The 13770-nt window shown below is 68.1% G+C and carries 12 protein-coding genes; 2 read left to right on the forward strand and 10 right to left on the reverse strand.

The window, feature by feature from the left end; all coding sequences use genetic code 11:
• Positions 1–5: 5 nt before the first annotated feature.
• A complete protein-coding gene (locus tag ABD089_RS00560) occupies positions 6–1406 on the reverse strand; it encodes an NAD(P)/FAD-dependent oxidoreductase (RefSeq protein WP_343884198.1) in 1401 nt (466 codons plus the stop codon).
• A gap of 176 nt (positions 1407–1582) precedes the next feature.
• On the opposite strand from ABD089_RS00560, the gene ABD089_RS00565 reads away from it, so the two are divergent.
• Together ABD089_RS00565 and ABD089_RS00570 are read left to right on the forward strand one after the other, a co-directional pair.
• Positions 1583–2074, forward strand: coding sequence for an NUDIX domain-containing protein (locus ABD089_RS00565; protein ID WP_343884199.1), 492 nt, complete (start codon positions 1583–1585; stop codon positions 2072–2074).
• Positions 2075–2118: 44 nt separating this feature from the next.
• Positions 2119–2781, forward strand: a complete 663-nt coding sequence (locus tag ABD089_RS00570) for a GNAT family N-acetyltransferase (protein WP_343884200.1) — start codon at positions 2119–2121, stop codon at positions 2779–2781.
• Positions 2782–2833: 52 nt separating this feature from the next.
• Here the strand turns inward: ABD089_RS00570 and ABD089_RS00575 are convergent, their stop codons facing one another.
• The 9 genes from ABD089_RS00575 to ABD089_RS00615 form a co-directional block, all read right to left on the reverse strand.
• Positions 2834–4321: a DUF2079 domain-containing protein gene (locus tag ABD089_RS00575; protein WP_343884201.1), complete on the reverse strand. Its 1488-nt coding sequence runs from the start codon at positions 4319–4321 to the stop codon at positions 2834–2836.
• A 68-nt stretch (positions 4322–4389) separates the two neighbouring features.
• The gene (locus ABD089_RS00580) at positions 4390–6231 is read right to left on the reverse strand and encodes an ATP-binding protein (protein WP_343884202.1); all 1842 of its coding nucleotides are present in this window, start codon (positions 6229–6231) and stop codon (positions 4390–4392) included.
• Positions 6228–6905 (reverse strand): response regulator, encoded by a 678-nt coding sequence (locus tag ABD089_RS00585; protein WP_343884203.1) that lies wholly within the window; start codon positions 6903–6905, stop codon positions 6228–6230. Before ABD089_RS00585 ends, ABD089_RS00580 begins: the two co-directional genes overlap by 4 nt.
• Positions 6906–6988: 83 nt before the next feature.
• The gene (locus tag ABD089_RS00590) at positions 6989–7924 is read right to left on the reverse strand and encodes a 1,4-dihydroxy-2-naphthoyl-CoA synthase (RefSeq protein ID WP_343884204.1); all 936 of its coding nucleotides are present in this window, start codon (positions 7922–7924) and stop codon (positions 6989–6991) included.
• A gap of 57 nt (positions 7925–7981) precedes the next feature.
• A complete protein-coding gene (locus ABD089_RS00595) occupies positions 7982–8773 on the reverse strand; it encodes an ABC transporter ATP-binding protein (RefSeq protein WP_343884205.1) in 792 nt (263 codons plus the stop codon).
• Positions 8773–9726, reverse strand: coding sequence for an ABC transporter permease (locus ABD089_RS00600; RefSeq protein WP_343884206.1), 954 nt, complete (start codon positions 9724–9726; stop codon positions 8773–8775). The genes ABD089_RS00595 and ABD089_RS00600 overlap by 1 nt, the downstream gene beginning before the upstream one ends.
• The gene (locus ABD089_RS00605; protein WP_343884207.1) at positions 9723–10691 is read right to left on the reverse strand and encodes an ABC transporter substrate-binding protein; all 969 of its coding nucleotides are present in this window, start codon (positions 10689–10691) and stop codon (positions 9723–9725) included. The genes ABD089_RS00600 and ABD089_RS00605 overlap by 4 nt, the downstream gene beginning before the upstream one ends.
• Positions 10692–10831: 140 nt before the next feature.
• Positions 10832–12688 carry a bifunctional metallophosphatase/5'-nucleotidase gene (locus ABD089_RS00610; RefSeq protein WP_343884208.1) on the reverse strand — a complete coding sequence of 619 codons (1857 nt, stop codon included), beginning with the start codon at positions 12686–12688 and terminating at the stop codon, positions 10832–10834.
• Positions 12689–12926: 238 nt separating this feature from the next.
• Positions 12927–13652 carry a glycerophosphodiester phosphodiesterase gene (locus tag ABD089_RS00615; RefSeq protein WP_343884209.1) on the reverse strand — a complete coding sequence of 242 codons (726 nt, stop codon included), beginning with the start codon at positions 13650–13652 and terminating at the stop codon, positions 12927–12929.
• Positions 13653–13770 lie beyond the last annotated feature (118 nt).

Genomic DNA, 13770 nt, shown 5'->3' on the forward strand with positions numbered 1-13770 from the left:
CGAGCTCAGATTTCCTGGGGACGGGTGTCGCGGCGGTTGCGGGCATCGACGCGCTCGTCCAGCACTGTCGGGTCCAGGGTGCCGGTGATGGTCGGCTGGTAGGCATCGCCCAGCTGCTTGACGGCCAGCCGGCTGACCAGCTGCTGGCGGGTCGTCACGCGCTCGGAGCGGGCATTGGACACGAAGGCGATGGTCCAGTGGGCCAGCGTCGTGATCCGCGCCTTGAAGCCGGTCAGGGTGACCAGGTGCAGGCCCAGCCATGCGAGCCAGGCCACGAAACCCGTCATCTCGATGCGTCCGATCTTCACCACCGCACCGAACTTGCTGATGACCGCCATCGACCCCTTGTCGAAGTACTTGAAGGGGGTGACCACCGGTTGACCCTTGACCTCGCCGACGATCTTCTTGGCGACGTACTGGCCGGACTGGATCGCCACCTGGGCGACGCCGGGAAGCTTGTCCAGGCTCATCATGTCGCCGATCACGAAGACCTCGGGGTGGCCGGGCACGGAGCAGTCGGGCTGCACCTCCAGCCGTCCGGCGCGGTCGATCTGCGCCTCGGTCTGGTCGGCGATCATCTTGGCCAGCGGCGACGCCTGGACGCCCGCGGCCCACACCTTGCAGGCGGCCTCGATGCGCTCCTCGGTGCCGTCCTTGTACTTCACGGTCAAACCGTTGGCGTCGACGTCGGTGACCAGACCACCGAGCTTCACCTCGACGCCGAGCTTCTCGAGCGTCTGCTTGGCCTTGCCGGAGAGATGCTCGCCGAAGGGCGGCAGCACCCGGTCGGCACCGTCGAGCAGGATGACGCGCGCCTTGCGGGGGTCGATGCGGCGGTAGTCGTCCTTGACCGTGTGGAGGGTGAGCTCACGGATCTGACCGGCCATCTCGACGCCGGTGGGGCCGGCGCCGACGACCACGAAGGTCATCAGGCGTTCGCGCTCCTCCTGGTCGGAGGTCAGCTCGGCCACTTCGAGCGAACCGAAGATGCGGGCGCGCAGCTCGAGGGCGTCGTCGATGGACTTCATCCCCGGCGCGAAGACGGCGAAGTGGTCGTTGCCGAAGTAGCTCTGGCCCGCGCCGGCAGCCACGATCAGGTAGTCGTAGCTGATCGAGCTGACAGTGCCCAGCGCCTCCGCCTCGACCTTCTTGTTCTCCACGTCGATGGCAGTCACCTCGCTCAGCAGCACGGTGACGTTCTTCTGGTCCTTGAGGATCTCGCGCGTCGGCGGGGCGATCTCACCGGGCGAGAGAATGCCGGTGGCCACTTGGTAGAGCAGCGGCTGGAAGAGGTGGTGGGTGGTCTTCGCGACCAGGATGATGTCAACGTCAGCGTCCGCCAGGGCCTTGGCGGAAAAGAGTCCGCCGAAGCCCGATCCGATGATGACCACGCGTGGCCTGCTCATGCCTGCTCCATTCTTGCGTCCCCGATCGGTGGCCGTTGCCTGCGTGCTCAGGTCGGCAGGCCAAGGCTAGCTCGGTGGTGACATTCCCCACAGCTGATGTCCATCACGGTGGGCCGTCTGGCCGCCAGCTGGCCGGGATTTTCCACCGAGGGCTCCGGTGATGCACCCTGTTCGTCGTGTCCTCGGGCAGATCAACTCAGCGAACCCATCCGCACGCGGGAATCCCCATCTCGTGTGGAGCCGTGATCCGTGACGAGCAGGGCCGCCTGCTGATCGTGAAACCCACCTACAAGACTGGTTGGACGATCCCCGGGGGGACGATGGAACTGGACGGCGAGACGCCGTGGCAGGCCTGCCAGCGCGAGGTGCTGGAGGAGGTCGGCCTGCGCGTCCGCCACGGACGTCTGGTGGCCGTCGACTCGCGTCCGCCGAAGGGTCCAGAACCGCTGCGGGTGCGGATGCTGTTCGACTGCGGGTCGCTGACCCCGGAGCAGGTCGCCGCGATCCGGCTGCCTCGGGGGGAGTTGCGGGCGCACCGTTTCCTCACCATCGAGGACGCGATGCCGCTGCTGCGCACGCCGATCGCCCGTCGGGTTGCCGCCGGGATCAGGACGACGAGTTGTGTCTACCTGGAGGACGGTCTTCCCGCAACCGGGATCATCGACTGACATCCCGGTTGCCCATGGCGTCCGGCGAGGAGTTGGCTGGGCGCATGCGCACCATCGAGGAGATCTATCCGCCCTATCGCCTGCGGATCACCTGCGGTCCGCTGGAGCTGCGCCATGTGCGGGAGGCCGACGTCCCGGACGTGGTCGAGCTGGCCCAGGCTGGGATCTACGACCCCTCCGCGCTGCCCTTCCTGAACCGCTGGGCCGAGGCTCCCGCGGACAGGCTGCCGCTGCAGACCGCCCAGTTCTACTGGGGGACGATGGCCAGCTTCTCCCCCGCGGCCTGGGACCTGCGCTTGGTTGTGCGTCATGAGGGCGTGCTGGTGGGCATGCAGGACCTGTCGACCAACGGTTTCGTGCACACCGGATCGATCGAGACCGGGTCGTGGCTGGGGCGCGATTTCCAGGGCCGCGGCATCGGGACGCTGATGCGCCAGGCCGTGTGCGCCTTCGGCTTCGGCCACCTGCACGCGCTGCAGATGACCAGCGGGTACATGGAGGGCAACGAGGCCTCGGAGGCCGTGAGCCGAAAGGTCGGCTACACCTTCAACGGACGCTTCCGCAGCGTCCACCCCGATGGCGACAGCGCCCGCGTCGAGGAGCGGGTCGTGTTGACGCCCGAGAACTTCGTCCGCCCGCCCTACCCCGTCGAGGTGGCCGGCGGCGAGGTGTTCCGGGCCTTCATCGGCTTGCCACCCGCGAACTGAGCCCACGAACCACCGATGGCGGTGGTCTTCGGGTTCAGTCCGGGGCCGAACGTCAGCGACGATGCAGCACCACGAAGTCACCCGCTGTGCGGACCGGCTCGAATCCGAGCGAGCCGAGTTCTCGCACTCGCGGCTCAACCCAGCCCGCACCTCCGAAGTGCCGTGAACGCTGGTCGAGCACCACCCAATCGGCCACCAACGCCTCGCTGACCAGCTCTGATGGCCCCACGACCTGGGTGATGGGGTGGTCGGGGCTCGCGTGGGCGGCCAGCGACGGATCAACTCCGACGGGAGCTTTGAGGGGGACGACTGCCAGCGCGTCCGCCGCCTGGCTCGGGCGGTGGCCGTCGTGAGAGCTCGTGACGAGCCGCCAGCTGAATGGGCCGAACACCAAGGAGAAGATCGCCACCACCGACATGAAGCGCATCGCGGTGCCCGTCCTTCGGGAATCGATGCGGCCCAGCGCATCAACGGTCGCGAAGAAGCAGATGATCTGGGCCAACAGGTCGTAGTGGAAGCCAAGCGAGGCGAGGTGCCCGCCCGCAACACTCCGTGCCAGCGTGATCGGGAGCGCAACCAGCACCAACGGCGAGCGCAGGGCCCAGAATCCGCATGCGAGCAGCAGGGCGACGGCTGTCAGGCCAATGCCGTGGGCGCTGACGAGCGACGACCCGAAGGCAGCCGACAGTTCGAGCGGGCCTCGGGTGAGACCACCGGCATAAGTCCACGCGTGGCCGGCAATGGCGGGGATGACCAACCTGACCACCGCGAAGGTCCAGACCAACGCCAGCACTGCCAGCGAGACGGCCCGACGCCACTGCCTATACCAGGCCAGCACCAGAGCGATGCCGATCACGTAGAGCCCCATGTCCTCCTTGACCAACACCAGCGGGAGCGACCACCACACCGCGGCCGTCCATCGGTGGGCGATCAATGAGGCCATCGACAGCGCCAAGGGCACCGCGGCGAGCGCCACCTCGTGGAAGTCGAAGCTCAGCGCCCCCTGCACGCCCATCGATGCCCCCAGGCACAGTCCCGAAGTGACGGCGGTTCCATCTGCCCGGCCACCATGCTTTCCGAGGGTCTGCTGCCCTGACCGGACGAGAATCGCGGCCGCCGCGGCGACCATGACGGCCTGCGCCACCAGCAGGGCCCGTGGGTCGTCGAAGACCCAGTACAGCGGCGCCAGCAGCACGATCGCCGGGTGGAAGTGGTCGCCCCACAGGTTCATGCCGCCCTTGATCGCCGAGACCGGCGCCTCCCCCTGACTCAGCGCCCTGACCGCCTGATCGAAGATCGCCAGATCCATGCCCGTACGCAAGGAGGCATGGAGGTGCAGCGACAGTGCGCTGCCGAAACCTGCGACCGCAGAGAAGACAAGAGCCACCGGCCACCATGAGGGTTCGTCCGCCGAGCTCGACTTGGTGCGGCGAGCGACCTGTCGCTCTGGGACCCTCCGGTGTGTGATCGACGGGGGTGGGAGCGAGGGGGGTAGGAGCGGTGAGAGTCGGCTGCGTGGTTCGAGGGCGGGGAGGCTCATGGCCCCCACTCGATCGTTGCCGTGTCAGCGCAACGTCACAGCCAGTGCACCGATGATCGACAGGGTGGTCAAGATTTCCGTGGCGTGCGCCCACCCGTGATCGTCCACAGCACGAACGCAACGAGCAATGCCCCGGCGAGGTCGCTCTGGTGCCAGAAGAAGAAGACGTAGAGCGGCAAGGGAGCCCAGACAGCCGTCTGCCACCTCCTCAAGCGCGGCGACCCTCGATGGATCGCGAGGGCTCGGCCTGCGAGGACGAGCAGGGTGGGCAGCCCAACCATGATCGGGAACTCCTCCAGCAGACCGGAACCGGGAAACGCGCCCCACCGCACCGGAGAATTGCCCAGCAGCCGCGTCAACAGCGGGTTCCACGCGAACATCACGGCGCCATTCCAGAAGAGTCCGGCGGCGAGCATCGACGCGGCCGGCCATGGGGATTCCGGGCGGGCCACTGCCGAGCTGCCGTGCCCCCTCTCGACCAGTCCTCCACCGACTGGCTGTTCGACGGGTGCCGGCGACAGGGGTACACGCAGGGTGAATCCGTGGCCATCGTCGCCGAGCGTCAGGCTGCCGCCGTGCAGCTCGGCGTTCTCCCTGGCGATCGACAGACCGAGACCGGCCCCCTCACCATGCCGCGCCTGGTCGCCGCGGACGAAGCGTCTAAAGATCGCATCACGTTGGTCAGCCGGGACCCCGTCGCCGGAGTCGGAGACGCGGATCACCGCGTCCTCACACTGTTCGCTGATCACGACCACGACGGGCGCCTCACCGTGCTTGAGGCTGTTGGCAACCAGGTTGCGGACGATCGTCGACACGCGCGCCGGGTCGACGATGGCGAAAACCGGGCCTTCGGATCGCACCCGGACGTCGGACCCAGCCGCCACCTGTTGGGCTGCTCGTTCGGCGAGGTCGGCGAGGTCGACGACCTGGTCGTCGCGGGCTTCTCGCCCGTCGTCGAAGCGGCTGAGGGCCAGCAGGTCCTCAGTCAACGAGCTCAGCCTGCGGAGCTGGGGCGAGACCAGTCCTGCCGCTTCGTCGCGGGTGGACGGGTCGTCGAGCGCGGCCGCAGAGGCCAACAGCGCCGTCGTCGGGGTGCGCAGCTCGTGCGCGGTGTCGCTGATGAAGTGCCGTTGCGCGTCGATCATCTGCTGCAGGTTGCCGGCCATCTCGTTCATCTGGGTGCCCAGCGTTGCGATCTCGTCCCTACCCGTGACGCGAACCCGAGCAGAGAACTCGCCGCGTCCCAGTCGCTGGGCGACGGCCGACGTGCGCCGGGCCGGACCCATCAACGCGCCGGACAGCAGCCAGGCGCCCAGTGCGGACAGGATCGCCAGCGCCCAACCCTGGCGCCCCAGGTCGGTCCTGAGCTGGAGGGCGGCACTGAGGTCAGCCCCCGGGTCGAAGCTCTCCACGATGACCAGTACGGAGCCGTCGGGCCGCGAGAAGGCCTGGGTGGCCGTGCCCGGCATGTCCTCCTTGCCAACCCAGTAGCGATCCTCCCCCGTGCCGGCGGGTAGGTAGTTCATCCAGTTGGCGGTGGCAGCGTCAGGGCTTTCGGCGGATGTCCAGGTGGGGCTCTCGCCAAGGTCATGACGAAGGTGGCCATCATCGTCGAGGACGACGCGGTTGGACGACACCTGCCAGACCGCCACCTGGCTGCCCGACTTGGCGCGCGTCGAGCCGAAGGTCGCGGCCGAGGCATCCCGATTGGCACGCCAGGCGGACACCTGCGCCTGCCTGACCGCCTCCGAACTGGCCGCGATCGCCCTGGCATTCGAGTCGTCGACCGCGCTCAAGGCGGCGGAGCTGGCCATCGTGTTGGTGAACATCACCGCGCCCCACACTGCCAGCGCGATCTGGGTGCGCAGACCGGGCCAACGCAACCACGTGGGGCATCGCGGGATGCTCATGGCCGGTCCAGTCGGTAGCCCGCGCCGCGCACGGTGGTGATCACGGACGGTTTGTCGGGCTCGTCGATCTTGGCGCGCAGCCGCTGCATCGCCGCGTCCACCAGGCGCGAGTCGCCGGTGTACTCGTACTCCCAGACCCGGTCGAGCAAGACCTGTCGGGTCAGCACCTGACCGGCATTGCGGGCCAGGCAGACGAGCAGTTTGAGCTCCATCGGGGTCAGCCCGATCGAGGCGCGGTCACGGGTTGCCGTCATCGCGTCCACGTCGATGCTGATGCCGGCCAGTTCGATGAGGTCGTGCTCGACCTCGCTGCGAGCCCTGCGCAACAGGGCCTTGATGCGAGCGTCCAGGACCCGGGGCTCGACGGGCTTGACGACGTAGTCGTCCGCCCCGCACTCCAACCCCACCACGATGTCGACGGCCTCGCTCCGGGCGGTGAGCATGACGATCGGCAGGCCCTGGGTGGCGCGGACCCGGCGGCAGACCTCGAAGCCGTCGATGCCCGGCATCATCACGTCCAGCACCATCACGTCGATGCGATGGCCGGGCTCAACCGCCCGCAGACCGGCCTCGCCGTCCTCGGCCAGGTGGACGTCGTGCCCGAGACTTCGCAGCGCCAGACCCATCGCCCGACGCACCGCGTCGTCGTCCTCGACCAGCAGTACTCGCGCCATGGGCCCATCGTGGCAGCCCAATGTCATCGCACTGTCACCGCGGGCGAGCCCTTTCCCCCGGAATCAGTAGTGGCAAGGCCGCGTCAGTAGTAGTACGGATAGTCGGACCAGTCGGGGTCACGCTTCTGCAGGAAGGAGTCGCGGCCCTCGAGCGCCTCGTCGGTCATGTAGGCCAGGCGAGTGGTCTCGCCGGCGAAGACCTGCTGGCCGACCAGCCCGTCGTCGATGGCGTTGAAGGCGTACTTGAGCATCCGCTGCGCGGTCGGGGACTTGCCGCAGATGAGCTTGGCCCACTCCAGGCCCTCGGTCTCGAGGTCGGCGTGCGGGACGACCTTGTTGACGGTCCCCATCTCGTAGGCGCGCTGCGCGTCGTAGGTCTGGCCCAGGAAGAAGATCTCGCGGGCCACCTTCTGCCCCACCTGGCGGGCCAGGTAGGCCGAGCCGAAACCGGCGTCGAAGGAGCCGACGTCGGCATCGGTCTGCTTGAACCGGGCGTGCTCGGCCGAGGCGAGCGTCATGTCGCAGACCACGTGCAGCGAGTGCCCACCACCGGCGGCCCAGCCGTTCACCAGCGCGATCACCGGCTTGGGCATGAAGCGGATCTGGCGCTGCACCTCGAGGATGTGCAACCGGCCGAGCTTGGCCTGGTCGATCGGGGACGGCTTCGCGGAACCGTCGTTGGCACCCTCGCCGGCGTCCACCTCGGCCATGTAGCCGGCCTTCCCGCGGATCCGCTGGTCACCGCCAGAGCAGAAGGCCCAACCGCCGTCCTTCTCCGAGGGGCCGTTGCCGGTGATCAGCACGCAGCCGACATCGGCGCTCATCCGCGCGTGTTCCAGGGCGGTGTATAGCTCATCCACGGTGTGCGGACGAAAGGCATTGCGCACCTCGGGACGATTGAAGGCGACCCGGACGGCGGGCACGGACCTGGCGCGGTGGTAGGTGATGTCGGTGAAGCCGAAGCCCGCCACCTCCTCCCACAGCTCGGGGTTGAAGGGGTTGGCCGTCTGCTCGCTCATGGGCGTGAGACTACCGACTCCGAACGACGCGACCTTGCCAGCTCTCCCGCCAGTCGCTCAGGACAGCAGCGCACGGTCCGACAGCGTCGCGCGGGCGCGCTCGGCGAACTCGTCCAGCAGGTCCTCCACGGTGGCGTCCCGCTTGGCCTGCCCATCCAGTTCGAGGACGATGCGTCCCTCATGCATCATCACCAGCCGGTTGCCGTACTCCAGCGCGTGGGTCATGTTGTGGGTCACCATCAGCGTGGTCAGCCGGTGCCGCTCGATCGCGTCCTTGGTCAGACGCATCACCAGCGCGGAACGCTGGGGGTCCAGCGCGGCGGTGTGCTCGTCCAGCAACAAGACCTTCGGCTCGACGAAGGTGGCCATCAGCAGGCTGAGCGCTTGGCGCTGACCACCGGAGAGCATGCCGACCTTGGTGGTGAGGCGGTCCTCCAGGCCCAGTTCGAGGGTGGTGAGCTCGTCGCGGAAGCGTGCCTTGCGGGCACGCGAGATGCCCGTCCCCAGACCGCGGGACTGGCCCCGGCGCAGCGCCAAGGCGAGGTTCTCCTCGATCGTCAGGTGCGGGGCGGTGCCCACCATCGGGTCCTGGAAGACGCGGGCAACGCGGCCGGCGCGGGCCGGTTCGGAGAGCTTGGTGACGTCGTGGCCGTCGATGGCGACGCGGCCCGAATCGACGCCGTAGCGGCCGCCGACGACGTTCAACAGGGTCGACTTGCCAGCTCCGTTGGAACCGATGACGGTGACGAAGTCACCGGGCGCCAGCGCCAGCGAGATGTCGTCGAGGGCACGGCGTTCGTTGACGGTGCCCGGGTAGAAGGTCTTCGAGATGGACGTCAGCTCGAGCATCAGGCCACCCCCTGGGCCAGCGACTGCTCGTCCACCAGCGTCTTTTCGTCCACCAGCACGGCCTGCGCGTCCCGCTCACGCTGTACGCGCTTGCGCTGGGCGTAGCGACGGAAGGGCGCAAAGCGAGGCAGCAGCAGCGCGGCGATCACCAGCAGCGCGCTGATCAGCTTCATGTCGTTGGGGTTCAGGCCGGCATTCAGCGCCAGCTGGATGATGGCGCGGTAGGCGACCGAGCCGAGTACGACGGCGGCGGTGGCGATCGCGACGACCCGTCGTCCGATCAACGCCTGCCCCAGGATCACCGAGGCGAGGCCCGCGACGATCAGGCCGATGCCCATGGAGATGTCGGCATAGCCCTGGAACTGGGCGATGATCGCGCCGCAGGCCGCGACCAGGCCATTGCTGAGCGAGACGCCCAGCAGCTTCATCGAGTCGGTGCGCACGCCCTGGGCCGAGGCCATCTCGGGGTTGTCACCGGTGGCGCGCAGCGCGAGGCCCAGGTCGGTGCCCAGGAACCAGTCGAGCGCGAACTTGAGCGCCAGCGCGACCACGGCGAAGATGCCGACGCTGGCCCAGGTGCCGAGCAGGGAGTGCTCTCGCATCGGGTCCAGGATCGTCGACTGGCGCAGCAGCGGCAGGTTGGCCCGGCCCATGATCCGCAGGTTGATCGAGTAGAGCGCGATCTGGGTCAAGATGCCGGCGAGCAGCGGGTTGATGCGTCCCTTGGTGTGCAGCAGACCGGTGACCAAGCCCGCCACCAGCCCGGACAGCAGCGCCGCCAGCGTGGCGAGCCAGGGATTCGTCCCGTTGATGATCAGGACGGCCGCTACCGCCGCACCCGTGGTGTACGAACCATCGACGGTGAGGTCGGGGAAGTCGAGGATGCGGAAGGTCAGGTAGACGCCCAACGCCATGATGGCGAAGAGCAGGCCGAGTTCGAGGGCAACGATCACTCGACGACCTTGGTGGCCTGCTTGGTGAGCGCGTCCGACAGGGTGACGCCCATCTTGGTGGCGGCACCGGGGTTGACCGTCAGGATGATCTGGTCGGTGGTCTCCACCGGGAGCGTGGAGGGCTTGGTGCCCTTCAGGATCTTCGCGACCATCGCGCCGGTCTGGATGCCCATCTGCTTGTAGTCGAGGGCGTAGGCGGCGACGGTGCCGCGGTCGACCGAGTCGGCGTCGACGGAGATGATCGGACGCTTCTTCTTCTCGGCCACCTGGATCAGCGCCTCCAGCCCGGAGACGACGGTGTTGTCGGTGGGCACGAAGTAGACATCGCAGTCGAGCGACTCGGCGGCCTGCTGGATCTCGGAGGAGTTGGCGATGGTGGCCGTCTTGATCGTCAGGCCCTCCTTGCCGGCCTGCTCCTTGGCCATGTCGACCTGCACCTGCGAGTTGGCCTCGGACGAGGAGTAGACGATGCCGACGACCTTCGCGTCCGGCTTCACCTGCTTGACGAGGGCAAGCTGCTTGTCGATCGGGTTCAGGTCGCTGATGCCGGTGATCTGGTCGGTGGGCTTATCCCAGGTGGTCACCAGACCGGCCTTCACCGGGTCGGTGACGCCGGTGAAGATGATCGGCGCGTTCTTGACCGCCTGCGCGCAGGCCTGGGCGACGGGGGTGGTGATGGCGACGACCGCGCCGAGCTTGGCGCTTGCCCAGGTGTTGGCGATCGACGTCAGCGTCGACTGGTCGCCCTGGGGGTTCTGGACATCGACGGTGAGGTTGTCACCCTCGGTGTAGCCGTTGGCCTTGAGCCCCTCGAGCGTGCCCTCGCGGATCGCGTCGAGGGAAGGGTGGGTGACGATCTGCGCGATGCCGACGGTGGTCTTGGTGCCGTCGGAGCTGCATGCGGTGACGGTGACCAGCACGGTGGCGGCCGAGGCGCCCAGCAGGGTGCGTCGCGAGATGTTCATGGTGTTCTGCCCTCTCCCCAGGCGCACTGTCGCGCCAGCAGCCAACGTTAGGCGGTCAGCCGCGCCAGTGGTAACCCCGCCCGAGCCCCGGACCACCGCTCTGGCGGCCCGGGGGTGGGGCTTTCGGGAGGTGACTGGCCTCAGCTGTCGATGACCACCGGCTGGCCATTGGCGACCAACTTCCAGTCCACGAAGGAGAACAGCGCCGGGTCGATCGTCTTGTTGGCGCTCACCCAGTCGATCAGGGCCTGGCGGATCTCCAGCTGGCCGTTCCACGCCACGGGGGCCGTGGTGACGCCCGGGAAGCCGCCGCCGCCGGACTGGCGGTAGTTGTTGACGGCGACGACGAACTGGGCCGCGTCCAAGACGGGCTGCCCGTCATGGGCGAGACGGACGATGCGGGAGCCCACCGGCTGGGCGATGTCGATGTCGTAGGTCAGCTTCGCGTCCAGCCCGCCCATGACGTCGTAGTTGTAGTCAGGGGTGCCGTTCGGGGCGGTGGCCGTCACCGCGTTGGTGACCTGCTCCGGCGTGAAGGGGCCGGTCCCGCTGAGCTGCTTGAAGTAGGACGCCGACTTCTCCAGGTAGGCCTTGATCTGCGCGCCGGTCAGGACGATCGCGAGCAGGGTGTTGTCGTAGATGTACAGCCCGGCGACGTCGCGCACCGTCACGTCCCCGGCGGGGATGGCGGCCGCCTTGTTGAAGGGCGCTGCGATCGACAGCACCGGCAGGTCGGCGTACTGCGTTCCGGCGATGCCCGCCTTCACGACGCTGGCCTGCACGTGGTTGATGAAGTCGATCGCAGCGGTGTCCTCGTAGCGGCTGGTGGCGGCGCTCATCGCGACCAGCGAGGTGCCGATCACCGAGTTGACGTAGGCCAGCACCTTCTCGTGCGCCGGACGGACGGCCGCGGCCACCGCCTCGTCCTCCGCGGCGGTGTTGGCGTTCAGCAGCGTCGAGTGGGCGGCGACGACCTTCCAGGTGCCCTTCTCCTTGCGCAGGTCGAGGTCCATCACGCTGACGCGCATGCCCCAGTACAGCGGCTCGGTGAGCAGCACCTGCTTGCCGGTGGCGGCATTGGTGACGAAGCGCTCGACGATCTCGACGTGGGCGTGCCCGACCAGGATCGCGTCGATGCCGGCGACTTGTTCGGCCAGCAGGGTGGACGCATTCTCGGGGTAGGGCAGGGCGTCGCCATAGGAAGAGCCGGTGGTGGCGCCCGAGTGGCACGAGACGACGACGATGTCGGCGCCAGCGGCCTTCATCCGCGGCACCATCACCTGCGCCTGCTCGACGATGCCCGGGAAGCGCACCTTGCCCTCGACATTGGCCTTGTCCCAGATCGCCACACCGGGCGTCACCAGGCCGAGGATGCCCACCGTGACGTGGCCCTGACCGGTCTTCATCTTCTTCAGCACATAGGGCGGGAAGATCGGGCGTCCGGAATCCCAGTCGACCGAGTTGGCGCTCAGCAGTGGGGCGTCCAGCTGGGCCTCGAAGGCGCGCAGGGTCTCCAGGCCGTAGTTGTACTCGTGGTTGCCCAGCGCGATGGCGTCGTAGCCGAGCGCATTCATCGCAGCGGCCATCGGGTGGGTCGAGCCGGCGGTGATCGGGTTGATCTTGGCGTAGTAGTAGTCGAGCGGCGTGCCCTGGATGATGTCGCCCGCGTCGAGCGTGATGCAGTTCTCGGCGCCGCGTTCGGCGCGCACGGCCTTCACCAGCGTCGCGGCCTTCGCGATGCCGATCTGGTTGCCCGCGCGGTCGGAGTAGTCGGTGTTCTTGAAGTAGTCCCAGTTGAAGACATTGCCGTGGAAGTCAGTGGTGCCGAGCACGGTGAGGCGGTGGTCCGGGGAGCCAGGTGCGCCGGCGGCCTTCGCCTTCGGTGCGGCGTCGGCATCGGTGGCGGCCAGCGCCGCGGATCCACCGACGACTGCTGCGGCGATCAGGGCCCGGCGGGAGACGGAATTGGACAGTAAGGGGTTCCTATGTGGGGTCATGTCCCCGACGCTAGACCGCGGCACCGACAGTTTTCGACCACCCGAGGGTGAACTCTTGCCCGCGACCAGAACGGGGGCTGCCTCCCGCCACGATGGACGCGCAGTCACCGATGCACCTCACCGAGCAGATCACGACCCCCGCGCTGGTGTTGCGCTGGGAGGACGACCTGCGCTGTTCCTTGCCAAGGCGCTGCGCCACTACACCCAGCTGAAGCTGGCCGGGCGCGCCGCCTGCCGGTCAACGGCTGAGCGCTGCCGCTGCCCTTGCCGGGTAGTCGGTGATCACCGCGTCGACGCCGAGGTCGAGGGCCGTGCGGATCTCATCGGTGGTATTGCAGGTCCACGCGTGCACGGCGATGCCCGTCTCCTGGCAGCGCCCGGTGGTCTCCGGGACGAGGGCCAGCGACTGCCAGGACGGGTGGATCGCCTGGACGCCCAGCCGGGTCGCGTAGTCCCAGGGGTCGACCAGCGGTTCGGCGAAGAGCACGCCGAGACGCACCCCGCCCCGGTCGGCACCGGCCAGCTCGCGCAGGGTCCAATGGTTGAAGCTGGAGATCCAGAGCCGCTCCGCCAGACCACACTCGCGGATCAGGTCGAGCACCTGGGCGGCCATGCCCGGGTAGGGCTCGAGGGAGTCCTTGAGCTCGACATTGCACACCACGTCATTGCCGCGCATCAGGTCGAAGACCTCGCGCAGGGTGGGTGCCTTGACGCCGTCGAGCCCGAAGGAGCCGCCGAAGTCGTGGCTGCGGATCTCGTCCAGGGTCAGGTCGACGACCGCACCGCTGGCGCCGCTCATCCGGTCAATCGTCTCGTCGTGGCAGACCAGCAACTCCCCATCGGCGGTGCGCTGCACGTCCAGCTCGAAACCGTCCGCCCCCTGGCTGATCGCGAGTTCGAAGGCGGGAAGGGTGTTCTCGGGGGCTTCGCTGCTGGTTCCGCGATGTGCCCAGATGCTCGTCATGCGCTCCACGCTAGGCTCCCGAGCCATCGTCGGCCAGCCGGCCCGTGAACCCCTCTTGACCATGAGATGAACGATGCTCGAGCAGGTGATCCATCCTCACCGGGCTACCGGGGCCCAC

This window comes from Luteococcus sanguinis (assembly GCF_039527675.1).
In the GTDB taxonomy this organism is placed as follows: Bacteria; Actinomycetota; Actinomycetes; order Propionibacteriales; family Propionibacteriaceae; genus Luteococcus; species Luteococcus sanguinis.

Coding starts and splice junctions, on each gene's coding strand:
- ABD089_RS00560 (WP_343884198.1), bottom strand. CDS start 1,406: ATGAGCAGGCCACGCGTGGTCATCATCGGATCGGGCTTCGGCGGACTC.
- ABD089_RS00570 (WP_343884200.1), top strand. CDS start 2,119: ATGCGCACCATCGAGGAGATCTATCCGCCCTATCGCCTGCGGATCACC.
- ABD089_RS00575 (WP_343884201.1), bottom strand. CDS start 4,321: ATGAGCCTCCCCGCCCTCGAACCACGCAGCCGACTCTCACCGCTCCTA.
- ABD089_RS00580 (WP_343884202.1), bottom strand. CDS start 6,231: ATGAGCATCCCGCGATGCCCCACGTGGTTGCGTTGGCCCGGTCTGCGC.
- ABD089_RS00585 (WP_343884203.1), bottom strand. CDS start 6,905: ATGGCGCGAGTACTGCTGGTCGAGGACGACGACGCGGTGCGTCGGGCG.
- ABD089_RS00590 (WP_343884204.1), bottom strand. CDS start 7,924: ATGAGCGAGCAGACGGCCAACCCCTTCAACCCCGAGCTGTGGGAGGAG.
- ABD089_RS00595 (WP_343884205.1), bottom strand. CDS start 8,773: ATGCTCGAGCTGACGTCCATCTCGAAGACCTTCTACCCGGGCACCGTC.
- ABD089_RS00605 (WP_343884207.1), bottom strand. CDS start 10,691: ATGAACATCTCGCGACGCACCCTGCTGGGCGCCTCGGCCGCCACCGTG.
- ABD089_RS00610 (WP_343884208.1), bottom strand. CDS start 12,688: ATGACCCCACATAGGAACCCCTTACTGTCCAATTCCGTCTCCCGCCGG.
- ABD089_RS00615 (WP_343884209.1), bottom strand. CDS start 13,652: ATGACGAGCATCTGGGCACATCGCGGAACCAGCAGCGAAGCCCCCGAG.